Annotated in this window: 14 protein-coding genes and 1 pseudogene; all 15 read right to left on the minus strand. The window is 58.9% G+C overall.

The features are described 5' to 3' along the window. The 15 genes and pseudogenes from QE432_RS25705 to QE432_RS25775 all read right to left on the minus strand — a co-directional run bounded on the left by QE432_RS25705 (position 1) and on the right by QE432_RS25775 (position 16,322). A pseudogene (locus tag QE432_RS25705) lies at positions 1-1,392 on the minus strand (ethanolamine ammonia-lyase subunit EutB). Positions 1,393-1,401: 9 nt separating this feature from the next. Next, the gene (gene hisN / locus QE432_RS25710; RefSeq protein ID WP_113049327.1) at positions 1,402-2,190 is read right to left on the minus strand and encodes a histidinol-phosphatase; all 789 of its coding nucleotides are present in this window, start codon (positions 2,188-2,190) and stop codon (positions 1,402-1,404) included. Continuing rightward, the gene (locus QE432_RS25715) at positions 2,190-3,125 is read right to left on the minus strand and encodes a choline/ethanolamine kinase family protein (protein WP_035200787.1); all 936 of its coding nucleotides are present in this window, start codon (positions 3,123-3,125) and stop codon (positions 2,190-2,192) included. The genes hisN and QE432_RS25715 overlap by 1 nt, the downstream gene beginning before the upstream one ends. Positions 3,126-3,172: 47 nt before the next feature. Next, complete coding sequence (locus QE432_RS25720) at positions 3,173-4,138, minus strand: phosphotransferase (protein WP_306627373.1); 966 nt, start codon at positions 4,136-4,138, stop codon at positions 3,173-3,175. Further along, on the minus strand, positions 4,135-5,424 hold the full coding sequence (locus QE432_RS25725) for a Zn-dependent hydrolase (RefSeq protein WP_065660534.1): 1,290 nt from the start codon (positions 5,422-5,424) through the stop codon (positions 4,135-4,137). Before QE432_RS25725 ends, QE432_RS25720 begins: the two co-directional genes overlap by 4 nt. After that, complete coding sequence (locus QE432_RS25730; RefSeq protein ID WP_013637571.1) at positions 5,417-6,178, minus strand: DeoR/GlpR family DNA-binding transcription regulator; 762 nt, start codon at positions 6,176-6,178, stop codon at positions 5,417-5,419. The genes QE432_RS25725 and QE432_RS25730 overlap by 8 nt, the downstream gene beginning before the upstream one ends. Before the next feature lie 58 nt (positions 6,179-6,236). Continuing rightward, positions 6,237-8,072 (minus strand): dipeptide ABC transporter ATP-binding protein, encoded by a 1,836-nt coding sequence (locus QE432_RS25735; protein WP_306627376.1) that lies wholly within the window; start codon positions 8,070-8,072, stop codon positions 6,237-6,239. Continuing rightward, positions 8,072-8,989, minus strand: coding sequence for an ABC transporter permease (locus tag QE432_RS25740; RefSeq protein ID WP_003516951.1), 918 nt, complete (start codon positions 8,987-8,989; stop codon positions 8,072-8,074). Before QE432_RS25740 ends, QE432_RS25735 begins: the two co-directional genes overlap by 1 nt. Beyond that, the gene (locus tag QE432_RS25745) at positions 8,989-9,969 is read right to left on the minus strand and encodes an ABC transporter permease (protein WP_306627378.1); all 981 of its coding nucleotides are present in this window, start codon (positions 9,967-9,969) and stop codon (positions 8,989-8,991) included. Before QE432_RS25745 ends, QE432_RS25740 begins: the two co-directional genes overlap by 1 nt. A 71-nt stretch (positions 9,970-10,040) precedes the next feature. Further along, positions 10,041-11,624 (minus strand): ABC transporter substrate-binding protein, encoded by a 1,584-nt coding sequence (locus QE432_RS25750; RefSeq protein ID WP_025591696.1) that lies wholly within the window; start codon positions 11,622-11,624, stop codon positions 10,041-10,043. 194 nt (positions 11,625-11,818) lie between these two features. Then, a complete protein-coding gene (locus QE432_RS25755) occupies positions 11,819-12,007 on the minus strand; it encodes a hypothetical protein (RefSeq protein ID WP_306627380.1) in 189 nt (62 codons plus the stop codon). Between the two features lie 533 nt (positions 12,008-12,540). Continuing rightward, complete coding sequence (locus QE432_RS25760; RefSeq protein ID WP_003516945.1) at positions 12,541-13,590, minus strand: ABC transporter ATP-binding protein; 1,050 nt, start codon at positions 13,588-13,590, stop codon at positions 12,541-12,543. Next, the gene (locus QE432_RS25765; protein WP_306627382.1) at positions 13,590-14,636 is read right to left on the minus strand and encodes an NAD(P)-dependent alcohol dehydrogenase; all 1,047 of its coding nucleotides are present in this window, start codon (positions 14,634-14,636) and stop codon (positions 13,590-13,592) included. The genes QE432_RS25760 and QE432_RS25765 overlap by 1 nt, the downstream gene beginning before the upstream one ends. Before the next feature lie 7 nt (positions 14,637-14,643). Beyond that, entirely contained in the window at positions 14,644-15,462 is an 819-nt protein-coding gene (locus tag QE432_RS25770; RefSeq protein WP_003516943.1) for a carbohydrate ABC transporter permease, read from the minus strand. Beyond that, on the minus strand, positions 15,459-16,322 hold the full coding sequence (locus QE432_RS25775; RefSeq protein ID WP_113049330.1) for a carbohydrate ABC transporter permease: 864 nt from the start codon (positions 16,320-16,322) through the stop codon (positions 15,459-15,461). Before QE432_RS25775 ends, QE432_RS25770 begins: the two co-directional genes overlap by 4 nt. Positions 16,323-16,366 lie beyond the last annotated feature (44 nt).

Genomic DNA, 16,366 nt, shown 5'->3' on the forward strand with positions numbered 1-16,366 from the left:
TCAGGCTCCGATCAATGCGCTGTTGCGGACATAATGGGAAAGCGCGGCAGGCTCGCCGACCAGCGCGCCATCTGGATCGGTCAGGCCGATTTCGAAAAGCCATTTCTCGAACTCTGGTGCGGGTGGCCGCTTCAGCGTCTCGCGGCAATAGACGGCATCGTGATGCGATTACGACTGGTAGTTCAGCATGATATCGTCGGCGCCGGGAACGGTGATGACGAAATTGACATTGGCTGCGCAGAGGAGCGTCAACAGCGTATCCATGTCTTCCTGATCAGCATCGGCATGGTTGGTGTAGCAGACGTCGACGCCCATCGGCAGGCCAAGGAGCTTGCCGCAGAAATGATCCTCGATGCCTGCACGGATGATCTGCTTGCCGTTGAACAAGTATTCCGGCCCGATGAAACCGACGACCGTGTTGACGAGCAGCGGATCGAACTCGCGCGCCACCGCATAGGCACGTGCCTCCATCGTCTGCTGGTCGACGCCGAAATGCGCATCGGCCGAAAGCGCCGCGCCCTGCCCAGTCTCGAAATACATGACGTTTGCGCCCGGCATGCCACGACCAAGCGACCGCCCCGCCTCATGTGCCTCCTTCAGAAGCGCCAGATCTATGCCGAAGCCGCGATTGGCCTTTTCCGATCCCGCCACCGACTGGAAGACGAGATCGACCGGCGCACCCCGTTCGATTGCCTGGATCGCCGTCGTTACATGGCCAAGGCAACAGGTCTGTGTCGGGATCGCAAGCTTTTCCCGCAATTCGTCGAGCAAGGAAACAATGCGGATATAGTCATCCGTCGCATCGGTCGCGGGATTGACGCCAATCACGGCATCTCCCGACCCCATCAGCAGCCCGTCGATGGCAGACGCGATGATACCGCGGCTGTCATCGGTCGGGTGGTTGGGCTGGTTGCGGGTGGAAAGCCGCCCGGCGAGCCCGATCGTGTTTCGGAATCGCGTCACGACACGTCGCTTGGCAGAAACAGCTATCATGTCCTGCAGGCGCATGATCTTCGACACGGCCGCGACCATTTCCGGCGTCAGTCCAAAGGTCACCGCCTCCAGCCGCTCATGCGACGTCTCGGGCTTGAGCAGCCATTCGCGCAATTCACCGACAGTAAGCGAGGAAACTGCGGAAAAGGCTGCCGGATCGTGCCGTTGCGTGATCAGTCGGGAAACCTCGTCATCCTCCGACGAAATGAGCTCCTCGCCGAGAAATGCTTTCAAGGGGAGATCGGCCAGCGCCATCTGGGCTGCCAAGCGCTCGACCGGGCCTTGCGCCGCAATGCCGGCCAGCTGGTCGCCGGAGCGCTCCGGGGTTGCTTTCGCCAGCAGCATTTTCAGATCATCAAAGCGGAAGACAGTCTGCTCGATTGTCGTCGTATAGGGCATTTGTTCACGTCACCGGTTGAGGAGGGCCAGGGCTTCGTCATGAAGTCTCGGGGTGGCCGACGCCAGAACCCGTCCGTCGGAATGGATCGAAAGCGCATTGCCCCGCCAGTCCGTAATGCATCCGCCGGCACCCGTCACAACGGGCACGAGAGCCATGTAGTCGTAAGGTTGAAGTCCCGTCTCGAGAGCGATGTCGCAATGGCCGGAAGCGATCAGACCATAGATGTAGCAGTCTCCACCGAAACGCCGCAGCCGGGCTTTGCGGGAGAGACGCTCGAAGCTTTCAGCTTCGATGTCCACAAACATATCCGGCGAAGTCGTATAAAGACGGGCGCTGGAAAGGTTCTCGCAGCCGCTGGCGTGGGCCGGCTTGCCAGCAAAGAGTGTCTCCCCCGGCCGGCCCTGCCAGCGTTCGCCGGTGGCTGGAATATCGATCAGACCACAGAATGGCTGTTCCTGAAATGTCAGTGAGACAAGCGTACCAAACAGCGGGAAACCGGTGATGAAGCTCTTGGTGCCGTCGATCGGGTCCAGCACCCATGTAAAGGCGTTACCTTCCTTTACGCCGAACTCCTCACCATGGATGCCGTGATCGGGAAAGCGCGCCTCGATCATCTCGCGGAGATGTTTTTCGATCGCCCGGTCGGCGATTGTCACCGGGCTATCGTCGAGTTTTGAGATCACGTCGAGCGGGGTCCGGAAATAGGAGAGCGCCAGCGGACGCGCGGCGTCGGCAAGTTCCGCGGCGAAGGTGATATAGGTCGCAGCTTCTTGCGGGCTGATATCGGTGACGGGCATCAAAGGGCTTTCAGAAACAGGGGCCAACGGGGATCGTGGATGATCGAGCGGGCGCGCATATGCTTCCAGATTCCGTACTTGTAAAAGTCGAAATCGAGGGTCGATATCCGGTTTTGTACCATCGCCCAGGTGCTCCACTTGATGTCGGCGAGTGCCTTGTGGACGATGAAGCGAGCGTGATGCGCCTTGTCGTAACGACCGAAATACTCCTCGATTATCTCGCAGTCGGTCGCCTCGGAATAGAACATCTCGCCACTCCAGATCGCGAGATCGTAGAGCCTCTCATTGTTCGACGCATATTCGAAATCGATCAGCTTGATCGACTTGTCGTCACCGATCAGGAAATTGCCCGGCATCGGGTCGTTGAAACAGGGAACCAGATCGAGCCCGGATGCCTCAAGCGCGGCGCGCGCCTGTCTGTAGTTGCGCAAGAGCCAGTCGTGGTCGAGCGGCCAGTGGCCGTCAAGCTGGCGCACTTGGTCGAAATGTTCCTCGATCATGTCGAAGACGGTTTTTGTCAGCGGCAGGGCAGGGGCATCGTGAAACTGCCGGTAGACGCGCACCGCTTCGTTGCGGATCGCCGGGTCTGCAAAATCCCTATGTGTCGAGGCGCGGCGACCGTCGATGAACTCGGCGATTTCGATGTCGAGGTGATCGAGATAGTCGAATGTCTTCGGGCCGATTCCGATCACTTCCGCCTGCTTGCTGGCGGCAGCGGCGGCCTTGCGATCGATGAACATCTCGGTGCCGCGGCCGGGAATCTTTAGAAAATAGCCACGCTCTTCACCTTCGACCTCGATGCGGAAATTGGTGTTGCTGATTCCGCCGGAAACCGGACTGTAGCGCAGCCGCCGTCCCTCCCAAGGTGGTACCTGGATGATTGCAGCCTCAACTGCCCGTTCGGCATCGGATCGTGCCATTCCCAGTTCATTCATAGGCTTGTTCCCGTTATTGTTTCTAGCCCGTTGTCGTTCTCGTATGCCTAGAGCGCTCTCAGCCTGGCCTCGAAATCCGGCTGGCCGAGCAGCATTCGGCAACGCAGGAACCGCCAGCCGGCATATTTCAGGAATTCGACACCCCGCGGCGGCGAACGAAGCTCCAGTACGAGGCTGCGCAACGCCCAGTAGAGGTCGTCTGCCGCCGCATAGACACGGCAGCGGTTGAAGTTTCTTTCGCTGAAACCTCCATCGTGCATTTCCAGCAAGGGCCTCATCTGGCTTTCGAACTGGTAGAGTTCGTTCATCTGAACGCCGAGCTGGTAGTAGGGGTCGATGTCGGCGGCCATGTCGAAGTCCACGAGCTGCATTTTCCCGTCTGGGCCCAGCATGACATTCGAAGCCTGCGGATCACCATGGGCCGGTTTCAGGTCCACGCCGGCCGCTGAAACTGCCTCGCGGATCGGCGTCATCCAGGAGAGCATCCATTCGACATCGCCGGGCAGGCTGGTGGCATCGGCACTCACGATCGCCCACAGCTGATCGATGCCGTCGAAGACTGACCATGTTCGGCCGGTGGAAACACCCCCTGCGATCGTCGTCTGCATCTCGATCAGGCGGGCAACAGTTTTCGGCTGCATCAGATCGTCGATCCTTGCCGCTCGCCAGCCGTCGCCAAGTCGGGCAAACAGCATGCTGGCCGTCCCGGCATCGTAACCAATCGGCTCTGGCGAAAGACCAAGGCTGTGAAAACGGTGTGCCGCAGCAATTGCGGTCTCGGCATCTACGAGATCGGTTACCTCATCGGCACCGAGACGCAGGAAATAACGTGCCTCCCCGTCTGTCGGCGCGACCACGAAACCACAGGATTCGACGGCATGATAGGACGGCGATGCGACAGCTGCCGTCGCCGGCGCATAGGAAGGGGTGTCGCCAATCGCTGCGGAAAAGACTGAAAGCGCCTTCTCCGCGCGGGCTTCCATCGGTGATTGAGGAGAGCCCGATCTCTTCATTCGGCAGCCTCGCTGAGTTCGACAACTTTCAAACCTTCGCAGGCGATCTTGTACAGCATGTCCGCCACTATCTGCGTGCCAAGGGCCTGATCTTCAGGCGAGGTATACTCGGTCGGGTGGTGGATAACGCCGTCACGGCTCTGAACCGCCAGCACCACCGCCGGGCAGACATCGGAGACGGCAACGGCATCATGGCCGCCGATCGTATCGAGGTGACGGGCGCTTTGGCCGAGATGCGCCGCAGCACTTTGCGCAAGCGTCACCAGGCCCGGCGCGAACCTTCCCGCCTTGCGGCGGTCGATGGAGCGGACCTCCGAGGTGACGCCGGCTTTCATCGCCGCTTCCTCGATCTTGATCTTCATCTTGCGTTCCGCCTCCGTCAGGACGTCTGGCGATCCCGAGCGCAGCTCGATGAACAGCACGGCTTCGGCCGGCACGACATTGGGTGAATTGGGGAAGACTTCCAGGCGGCCAACCGACGTATGCAGGTCCAGCCCGTGCTCCGTCGATATCTGCTTGAGATCGGCGATCAGATAGGCAGCAGCAAGCAGCGCATCCTTGCGATCCGCCATCGGGGTTGCGCCGGTATGTGCCTGGCGTCCATGGAAGGCGAGGCGATATTTTGTCGCGCCCCAGAACCGCGTGAAGATACCGAACCGCTCCCCGGCGCGGCTGAGCGTCGTGTCACCTTCTATATGCAGCTCGATCAATGCGTCGGGAATTTCCACCTTTTCCTTGCCAGCATAACCGATCTCGTCCAGCGACTGGCGCACCGTAATGCCATCACCGTCGGCCCGTTCCAGCGCCCATTCCAGGTCAATGGCGCCGGTAAACACGCTGCTGCCGAGCAGGCTCGGCTGGAAACGGGCGCCTTCCTCATTGGTCCAGTTGACGATCTGGAAGTTGCAGGCGGACAACCTGCCTTCCGCCTTGAGACGTTCGCTGACCGACAAAACCGCCTCGCAGGCGGCGATGACGCCAAGCGCCCCGTCGAACCGACCGCCGTTCGGCTGGCTGTCGATATGGGAACCGACCATGATGACGGGCGCATTTGCGCCCGCCAAGGTCATCTTGCCGAACTGGTTGCCGATCGAGTCCACGGCCTGCTCGAAGCCGTTTTCGGCAAACCAGTGCCCCAGCCAGTCGCGCGCCATTCCGTCTTCCCTGGAAAGCGTCAGGCGGGTCATCGAGCCATCGGGGCCGCCGCCAAAAGTGGAGAGGGTCTCCATCAGCATCTGGAGCCGCTCGGCATTGATCGGGACAGGGGAGGAGGAGACGTCAGGCATGTATGATTTCCACTTTGGATTGATTGAATTGATCTGAAAATTCCCGCGCGATGACGCCGCTGGTCACCACCGCGTCGATTTCGCTGAGGCCGAATGTGTGGATGGAGCCGAGGCGACCAAACTTGGAACTGTCGGCAACAATGATCGAACGTTTTGCCTGGGCCTTGGCGACGCGGCGCAGGATCGCCTCGTCCTCGCCGAAATCCATGAACCCGCGTTCGGCGTGAATGGCGCTGATGGCGATGATCGCAAGATCGAAGAAATGCTCCTTCAGCGCGGCCACGGTCTCATGGCCGTATGTCGCCTGATAATCTGGGCGCATGCGACCGCCAAGAACGCGCACACTTGCCTGCGGCAGATTGAAGAAGTGGGCTGCGACCGCCAGCGAATTGCTGACAACGGTCAGGTCCTTGCGCGTCTCGATATGTTTCAGGCAGGCAATCGTTGTGGTGCCGGTATCGATGAACACCTTCATGCCGTCCTCGACCAGCGACGCTGCGGCCTCGCCGATCTTGGCTTTCTCGCGTGAGCTGACACGCAGTCGGTCGGTAAACGGCTGATCGCTTTCCTGCTGGTCAAGGACCGCGCCGCCATAGACGCGGCGGGCATAACCGCGCATCTCAAGTTCCTTGAGGTCGCGCCGGATCGACTCCTGGCTGACCTGCAGATAATCGGCAAGCTCCCTCACATTGACGCGCTGGGTTTGCTTCAGCATGTCGAGGATAAGCTTGAGGCGATGTTCGGTGAAACTCATGAATGCACCCTGGATTCTAGTGATCGTCGCGGCCCCGTCTGTGGCGCCGCAACCATGGTCAGGCTAAAGCCATTTGACGGGTTGCGTCATCGAGAGCCAATGGCTGGATGAGATGACAGGCGGCGAAATCCTGGCTGCCACGCGCGGTAAGCGCGGGCTGCAGGCTGCCGCATCTCTCCATCGCACGCGGACAGCGCGACTTGAAGCTGCAACCTGGAGGAATATCGATCGGGCTTGGCGGTTCACCTTCCAGGAGGCAGTCTTCCGCCTTGTAGCGGCGTTCTTCAAGTGTCGGCATCGCGCTGAGCAACGCCATTGTGTACGGATGTCCGGGGTCGAAGAACAACCGCTCGTTATCAGCAAGTTCGAAGACCTCGCCGAGATACATTACCGCCACCCGGTTGCAGACCTTGCGGACCATCGCAAGGTCGTGGGAGATGAAGATGTAAGTGAGGTCGTATTCCTTCTGCAGCTTCTGGAAAAGATCGAGAAGCTTGAACTGTTCTGTCTGGTCCAGGGCAGAAAGCGTTTCGTCCATGATCAGTATTTCAGGCTCCAGAACCAGCGCACGGGCAACATTGATGCGCTGGCGCTGGCCGGCACTCAGGCCGATCGGCAATTCCTCGTAGAGATCGGCGGAGAGGCCGACTTCGCCCATGACCTTGAGAACCCGCTCACGAATTTTGGCACTGTCCTTCCATCCGTGCGTGCGAAGCGGGCCCTCCAGCATCTTTCCGACCGATGTGCGTGGCGGCAGGGAACCGAACGGATCCTGAAGTGCCATTTGCAGCTTCTTGCGGAAGGTCAGAAGGTCTTTGCCACCGAGCATGGCGATATCGTCGGCACCGCACAGAACCTGGCCGGAGCTCGGCAGTTCCAGCCTGCTCAGAAGCCGCATCAGCGTCGACTTGCCACAACCGGATTCACCGACGATCGCGAAACTGTCGCCGCGCCGGACATCGAAGGTGACGTTGCGAACCGCACGCACATGGTTGAAGCCACCGAAGCCGGTCTTCTTCTTTACCCTGTAGACCTGTGAGGCATCGCGCAGGCTCAAGACAACGTCGCGTTTGTCGTTGAGACGCGGCATCTCGGTCTTTTCGATCCAGATCTTCGGCGTCTGTTCGACAAGCTCCTTCGTATAGGCATATGCAGGGGCGGCGATCAGCCTTTCGGTTTCCTGTTCCTCGACGATGCGACCTTTCTCCATCACCAAAATCCGGTTGCAGGCTTCGCGGGCAACGGGAAGGGAGGAGGAGACGAACAGCACAGCGGTATTGAAACCGTCGGTCAGTTCCTTCATCAGACGGATGACCTGGGCTGCGACGGTAACGTCGAGCGGCTGGGTGACGTTATCTGCAATCAGCAGCGCCGGGTTCGTCACCAACGCATCAACGATCAGTGCGCGCTGCATCATGCCGCCGGAAAACTGCGACGGGTAGTCGCTGAAACGGCTGCGGGCCGAGGGAATGCGGACGGCCTCCAGAAGCTCGATCGTGCGCTTTTCCGCCTCTTTCCGCGAGGTTCCTGGAACGACCGCGCGCAGCTTCTCGACGATCTGGACGCCGACCGGCAGCGTCGGATCGAGTGCACCCATCGGATTGGCGCCGACATAGGCAACCCGGCGGCGCAGGGTACGCATCTCGTTCTCGGAGATGCCGTAAATATCCTTGCCTTCGAAGAGGACGCTGCCGGAACGCACGGAAAGCGGCGGTTCCAGCCAGTTGACGACTGCCTTGGACAGCACCGTCTTGCCGGCTCCGCTGGCCCCGACCACACCGACGATCTCTCGCGGCGCGAGGCTGAAGGAGATATTGTCCAGAATAATCTTCGCCTTGTCCGAGCGACCGGCATTAACGGTGAGGTTTTGCAGCTCAAGAAGCGGCTTGATCATCACTCGGACCCTCCGTGAATGGTGTTGCGGGCCCGTTCCAGCGAAGCGCCTATGAGATTGATGCTGGTTAAAGTGAGGCCGAGGAAAATGCCGGGCATGGTTGCGATCCACCAGGCGTTCAGAAGATACTTTCGGCCATCGGCAATGATATTGCCGAAGGTCGGCGTCGGCGGCTGGACACCCAGGCCGAGGAAGCCGAGTGTCGATTCAAAGATCATCATGCGTGCTACATCAAGCACCGAGGTGAAGATCACCGGCGGCAGGAGCAGCGGCAGAAGCAGGCTGACGATAATGCGGAAATCGGTCGAGCCCCCAAGTTTGGCAGCGCGCACATATTCCCGCTGCCTTTCCGTCATCACAATGCTGCGCATGATGCGCGCATAGACCGGCCAGCTTGAGAGACCAAGCACCAGGACGATGGCCGGAATTGTCGGGCGCGACACGCCAAGAACGGCGATCGCCAGAATGATCATCGGAATAGATAGCTGCGCATCGGTCAGACGCATGATCAGCATGTCGATACGACCGCCGAAGTAACCGGCGATCGTGCCGAGGGCACAGCCGATGATGAGTGTCACTGCAACCGATGCAATCCCTATCAGGAAGGAGTAGCGCAGGCCGACAAGCGACCTCACCAGCATGTCGCGGCCAATCTGATCGGTGCCAAGCGGGTGGCCCCAGCTCCAGTTGTCGCCGAAGAAAAGTGGCGGCAGAAGGCGGGCCTTCACATCCATCTTGGTCGGGTCGACGCCACTGATTTCCGGATAAAGTGCGGCGGCAATCGCAAGCAGCAAGAAGATTGCAAGGCCAATGCGAAAACCGGGCGTCGATGCGGCGCGATCGAATATGCGGCGCGCAATCGAGCGGCTTGCCATTTTAGAAATGATCGGGGTGTCGAGTGCGGATGTGATGGACATCAGTATTCAAGCCTCGGATCGATGGTTGTTGCGACGAGATCGACGACAATGTTGATCAGTACAAAAATGGCGCTCGTGACGATCGCGATACCCTGGATCAACGGAAAGTCGCGCTGCAGCACGGCATTGATGGTCAGAAGGCCGAGCCCGGGATAATCGAAGATATATTCGACGATGATGACCCCGCCGAGCAGGTTGGAGAATTGCACACCGAGCAGGTTGAGAAGCGGCACCGATGCGTTGCGCAGGGCATGGTTGGTGATGATCCGCGAACGGCTCAGGCCACGTACGCGTCCGACTGCCACATAAGGCTCCATCATCTGGCTGGATACGGAACTGACCAGCGTGCGGATCAGCACCGGAGACAATTCGACCGCCAGCACGATTGCCGGCAGGATTGTGTAGGCAAAACCCTGATAGCCAATGGCAGGAAGCCATCCGAGCTTCACCGAGAAAAGCAATGCCAGAACGATGCCGAGCCAGAAATTCGGCAGCGAGATGAATATCGATGAGATGTAGAAGGCAAGCTTGTCTGGCCATCTGCCGATCGCAAGCCCGCCGGCAATGCCGATGATTGCCGAGAAGATCAGTGCAATCACCAGCGTCACGGCCGCCAGTTGAAGCGTCATTGGAAGTGCATCGAAAATCAGGTCGAAGACCTTTGCTCGTTCGCCGCGAGTTGAGTCGTTGAATGTCGCGCCACCGGTCGAGGCGCCGTTTGCCGGGCGCACGAAGGACTGGCCAAGATCGCCACGAACCACACCACCCATGTAGCGACCGAATTGCACCAGTATGGGATCGCGAAGGCCCATGTCGGTTGCGATCTTTTCGATCAGTGCTTCGGGCGCCATGCCGCCCGCCATAAGGCGTACCGGGTCACCCGGCACCACCCGCAAGAGGGTAAAGATCAGCAAGGACACAAGGAATATGATGATGGCGCCCTGCATGAGGCGTCGCATCAGGAAGTTCACGGCAAACATTCAGTCACTCCGCTCGAGAAGTCACGGGCAAGTCCACACGCCGCCTGATCGCGGCGTGTGGCTGATCACGGTCAGGCAGCAGGTTTCGCCGCGTCGATCGACCCGTCGGGATAGATGTACATGCCCTCAAAGTCCTTCTGCATTGCGTGGATCATCACGGATGTGAACAGCGAGAGTGCCGGCATCTTGGCGGTGATGAGAGGCATGGTCTCTTCCTGAAGGATCTTCTTGCGCTCTTCCAGCGTCGGTGCCGAACGTTCCTTGTCGAGGCTGGCATCGATCTCCTTGTCCTCGATGCCGCAGATGCGGTGCGAGGTGGAATGGAAATGGGTGCGCAGGACCAGATCCGGTTCCGGAGACGCTGTCGACCAGCCGCAATCGACCATATGGCCCGGGCCGCCGCCGGGGCGATGGTACAGTTGCTCGTTCCAGGCCGCAGGTTCAAGTACGGTCAGGCTGACGTTAAATCCCTGCTCCTGCAGCATGGCGGTCAGCATCTCGCCATATTCCTTGGTCTTGGGATAGAAGCCGACGGACGTGATGTATTCCAGTGGCGGCAGGCCCTTGCCGTTTGGGAAACCGGCTTCGGCAAGCAGGGCCTGGGCCTTCTCGGGGTCGAATTTCGGGTAGTTCGCCAGATCGACATAGCCGAATTTGACCGGCGAGACGAAGTTCGACGAGGCATGGCCGGCCGAGCCCATCAGTTCCATGATCATGTCGCGATCGATCGAATGGCAGGCGGCAAGACGGATACGCGGATCGTCGAAAGGCGGTTTCGAGCAGCGGAACCAAAGATACTTGTTCTCGACGGAAACGACCTTGTTGATGAAAATCGCTGGATTGTCCTTGATCGTGTCAACCTGTTCAGGCTCCAGACGTTCAACGATCGAAGCCTGGCCGTTCATCAGCGACAACATACGGGTGGTGGAGTCGCCGGTGAAGGTGAAGTTGATGCCAGGGATGGCCGGCTTGCCCTTGAAGTAGCCGTCATAGGCCTGCATCACGGTGTCGTTGCCGCGCTGTTCGACGAATTTGAAAGGACCGGTGCCGTTGAGCCGCTGGGAGAGCGGGCCGCCGGGGCCGCCGGCGACATCCTTGGCCGACATGATCGGCAGGAACGAGGCAAGAAAGATGAAGAGATGGGCCGGATAGCCGCCCTTGGATGTGTCGACGATGACGGTGTAATCGTCCGGTGTTTCGATCGTCAGTGTCTCGGTCGGGCCGGGATACCACTGCGCCGGACGATCTGCCCTGGAGCCGTATTCGAAGGTTGCCTTGACGTCTTCTGCCTTGAACGGCTTGCCGTCATGGAAGACGATACCTTCGCGCAGCTTGATCTGTAGCCGGTGCGGGTCAAGCAGCTTGATGTCGGTGGCCAGTTCGTACACCACCGCGCCGGGATCATCGAGTTTCATCGGCGTGCGGGTAAGAAAGCCCATGACGAAACCTTCGATATTCTTCTGAGAAAGTGTCGTATGAGCGGTCGGGTCCCAGTTGCCGGTAATGTTTTCGGCCGACAGGAACGTCATGGTCTTGCCGGCCTGTGCGAAGGCCGGCGAGATGAAGAAGTCAGGATTGATCTGCATGTAGCCAGCGACGGCGGCTGCGCCCGCGGATCCTTGCAGGAAGCGACGACGACTGAATTCTGAACCCATCGAGTTCCCCTTTTCTATTTTGAATAAACCGTCAAATCAGTCAAAACGGTCAAATCAGTCATAAGCAAACAGCGTGCCAATCTCGATTTCCTGCAAGAATCGCGCTTTCAGTCTGATGCAATTGTGGGATCTGACCATTTATTGGTCGAATGAGAAAGATTTAAGCGACCAGCCGGATCGCTAAAATTACGGGGTCATTTCTGCCGTTGAATCGCGGGATGCTGATCCGTTGTCAGGATGTGTCCGAAACGGACAGCGACGATGATTTCAAGCGCCGCCGGATTGAAACTCCCACGAGAGTTCAACTGAATATTTCGTTTGCTCTTTTGATGGCGTGAATACATCAACAGCGGGCAGTACATCCGCCGATCCATTTCGTGCATGCCCGCCCGCATTTTTGCTGCGGTCTCATCTCTCTGCCGCCTCAGTTGATCACTTGATCCTTCATAGTGATTAATGCTCTACGATGGGTGATCGCGGTTATAGTGACGTCGCCGGCAGGGGCTGTCGATTCCGTCGTTTCACGCTGGGCTGGCCTCAGTAAGGAAAATAAGAGCAGGACCAGAAGAAGGTTCTTGCCATGGCAATTCGCCGTCTTTCACCGCCCGAGAGGTTTAGGCCATGCTTGCCGACCTCACTGGTAAGGCCGCTCGGTATGGCAACGGTTCGGTCATAAATAGCAGCCTGCATATTGCGTGTTTACGGCTGATATCAGCCGCTATCCTGCTCTTTCAATATCCCGATGAACTGCTCGTCCGAGAATGCCTGGCGTTGCCCGTCTCTTCGTGGTAACCGACCCTACCAGGATCGAAGGTCGTTTTGCGGCTCAGATCACCGGCCACCTGCCGGAAGCCAGGCGGATTGTAGGCATCCAGTTGCCCTGCGCGACGTGATTGAAGGTCCCACCTAAGTGGGTCTAAATCAACCTCAGTCCCGTGCCGGGATCAAACACGTGTAGGTCGGACGATGCCACTTCAACACCAAGCACCTCGCCGATGGCGGGTCTTATGTCCGCAGGAACAGAAATATTGATCTCGTGGCGGTCGTTTTTCAGGCAGATCAGACGTGTCTCACCGTGGAACTCGTTCCGCTCGACGGTGCCGCGAAAGGCTTGAGCATCCTGGTTTATGCGAAATGATCCGGGCCGAATTCCAACGGTAACCTCACCGGAACGGAGGCCTGCCGGAGCTGTAAACCTGACAAGATTGTCGCCCAGCCACTCCTGCGTCATCTGCAACTGAAGGAAATTCATGTTCGGTGTGCCGATGAAGCCGGCAGCAAACACTGTCCGAGGCGCCTGATAAATTTCTTCGGGCGTGCCCATCTGCTCAATACGGCCGTCCTTCATCAGGACAATACGGTCGGCAAGCGTCATGGCTTCGAGTTGGTCGTGAGTGACATATATGCTTGTCGTTTTCAGGTCGCGGTGGAGGCGCGCGATCTCGACCCGCAGGCTGCCCCGCAGCTTAGCATCAAGGTTGGAAAGCGGTTCGTCAAACAGGAAGACCTCCGGGGTCTTGATCATGGCGCGGGCGATGGCCACACGCTGCTGCTGTCCGCCGGACAGTTCCGTCGGCTTGCGCGCAAGATAGACGCCAAGACCGAGCGCGTCGACCACAGGCGCCAGGCGCTGATCGATCGCGGCTTTGCCTATTCCCGCCCTCTCGAGACCGAAAGTGATATTGTCCCGCACACTCATATGGGGGTAAAGCGCGTAGTTCTGGAACACCATGGCGATGCCCCGGTCACCCGGATCGCGATCGTTCATCCGCTCGCCGCCGATGAGCAGATCCCCGCCTGAAATCTCTTCAAGCCCGGCAATCATCCGCAGCATGGTGGATTTTCCGCAGCCTGACGGGCCGAGAAAGACGACGAATTCGTGGTTGTCGATCTTCAGGTCAAAATCCCGCATGACCTCAAGCGAACCATAGACTTTCCTGATCCCCCGGCACTCAACAGTGGCCATCACTTCGTCTCCCCGTCCACGACGATCTGCAGCTTTACGTCCTCTGGCCGGCCTTCGGCCGCCCTTTCGAAGGCCTTGATCGATTGATCAAAGGCATAGGTGCCGGAAACCAATGGCTTCAGGTCGACCTTGCCTGCGGCGATCAGCGCCAGTGCACGGTCAAACACGTTGGCGTAGCGGAAAACCGTTTCAATACGGCATTCGCGGAAGCAGGCCGCCGCAAGGTCTACCGCGACGGGTTCGGGCGGCAGGCCGACGATAACGACTGTTCCGCCCGGGCGCACGACCTTGAAGAGATCACGGACCGCGGCCGGTGCGCCGGAGCATTCAAAGACGATATCGGCTCCCCAGCCTTCTGTCGCGTCGTTGACGGTCTCAATGAGATCCACCTCCTTGAGGTTGATACCAGTGATGCCGCCATAACTTTCGGCCAGTTTAAGCTTTGTTGCGGAAATGTCCGAGATCAGCACTCGCGAGCAGCCGCCGGCAAGGGCGGCCAGTGCCACCATGATGCCGATGGTTCCGCAGCCTGTAACAACCGCCGTATCGCCGGGCGTGATCTTCGCCCGCGCCGCCGCCTGCATGCCCACGGCAAATGGTTCAACCATCGCGCCTTCGGCGAAGGAGACATTGTCAGGCAGCTTGTAGGTGAAACTTGCCGGATGGACTGTCTCCGGGCACAAGACGCCGTGCACTGGCGGCGTTGCCCAGAATGTCACCGCAGGATCAACATTGTAGAGGCCGAGCCGCGACGCACGCGATTTCGGATCGGGGATGCCCGGTTCCATGCAGACGCGGTCGCCGGGCTTCAGATGGGTGACATTGGCGCCGGTCTCGGTGACGGTTCCAGCCGCCTCGTGGCCGAGAACCATGGGCGCGTTCACGACGAAGTCACCGATGCGACCATGGGTGTAATAGTGCACGTCGCTGCCGCAGACGCCAACAGTATGGATACGAATGCGAACGTCATCCGGCCCCAACACTTGAGGAATTTCGATATCGCGCAGGGAAAGTTCGCCGACATGTTCGAGGACAAGTGCTTTCATGGGTCAGTCAACCTTGGTCAGTTTTCTTGGAAAATGCGGCGTTGAGGCCACCGGCAAGCACTCCGAGCAGGATCAGCGGTGGCAGCGACAACAGGACGACGGCGGCGTTCAGAATTCCCCAGGGCACATTCATGCCGAGCTGTGACATCTCGGACGCGATGATCGGCAGGGTCTTTGCCTTCGAGGTCGTGAGCATCATGGCAAGCAGGAACTCGTTCCAGACAAGGACGAAGGAGAAGGCAATGGCGCCGAAGACCTGGAAACGGGCAATCGGCAGGGCGATGCGGAAGAAGGTCGCATATGGGCCAAGCCCATCCACCCGGGCAGCTTCTTCAACGTGAAGGCTGACACGCTCGAAAGCCGGCACGGAAAGCCAGATGGTGATCGAGGCTGTCACAATGAGATAGGTCACGATCAGCGACAGCCGGGTGTCATAGAGATCAAGACCGAGCCAGATGACCAGCATGGGAATAGCGATCGCGACGGGCGGCAGAAAGCGCAGTGACAGAACGAAGAACTGCGCCTCCGCCGTGATCCTGTTCTTGAACCGGGCAATCACATAGGCCGCCGGTACACCGAGCACGGCGCCAAGCACGACCGCACTCGAGCAGATGATCAACGAATTGGTAAGTGCGCGCGCCACCGAGCGGCGATTGAGCACATAACTCATATTGTCGAAGACAGGCTGGAAGATAAGCTTTGGCGTTGACACCAGCAGATCGGCATTGGTCTTGAAGGCGTTTAGCAGGGTCCATAGGAGTGGCAGCACGACAAGTGCAGCGGCAAGAACCAACAAAAGCCTGAGAAGAAAGGTGGATATCTTCATCGGTTCAGCCTCTTCCAGGTAAAGGTAAAGGTGACGATGGTCAGGACCATCATGATGACGGCCATGGAGGACGCATAGGAGATCTTGCCGGCTTCTATGAAGCCTTGGGAATAGGCATACATGTCAAGCGTCTCGGTTGAGATGCCGGGACCGCCGCGCGTCATGACATAAACGAGGTCGAAGGAGCGAAGACTCTCGATCGCCTTGACCAGCAGCAGACTGATCAAGGGTGCTTTCAGCATCGGCAGGGTCACGAAACGATGGATTTCGAAGCGGGTCGCCCGATCTATGCGTGCGGCTTCCAGCGGCTGAGGCGGCAGGGATTCGAGAAGCTTCAAGATGATCACTGAAAAGAACAAGCCCCATTGCCAGACATCGACGAAAGCAACAGCAAGGAGCGCGCCGAGCGGCGTCGACAGAATGTCGGGCGTGATGCCGGTGAGCTCCCTGACCGGCCAGGTCAGCGCGCCGTAGAGCGGATGAAAGGCGAATTTCCACACAAAAGCGGCGCACACGCGTGGCAGGAGAACGGGAATGATGAAGAGCACGCAGAGGACGTTGCGCATACGGGCGCTCGCTGCCTCGAACATGGCAATCCCGAGCGCAACCCCCGTCACCATGGTCAACGAGACGCTGATAACCTCCCACTTGAAAGATACCCAGAGCGCGTTCAGGAAACGGGCATCCGAAAACAGCGCCAGATAATTGGCTAACCAGACATAGTCTGCATCGGGTGCCGAAAGGGTCCGGTTCTGCAGGGATATATTGATAGCGTAGATCGTCGGCACGAGCGCCAGAATGATCAGGATACCCAAACTGGGCCCAAGAAAGACGTAAGGCAGCGAGCGGCCTCGGCGCATGGCAGATCCTCGGATTGGCAAAAGGGGGCGCGTCATCAGACGCG

This window comes from Agrobacterium sp. SORGH_AS_0745, assembly GCF_030818995.1.
Taxonomy (GTDB): domain Bacteria; phylum Pseudomonadota; class Alphaproteobacteria; order Rhizobiales; family Rhizobiaceae; genus Agrobacterium; species Agrobacterium tumefaciens.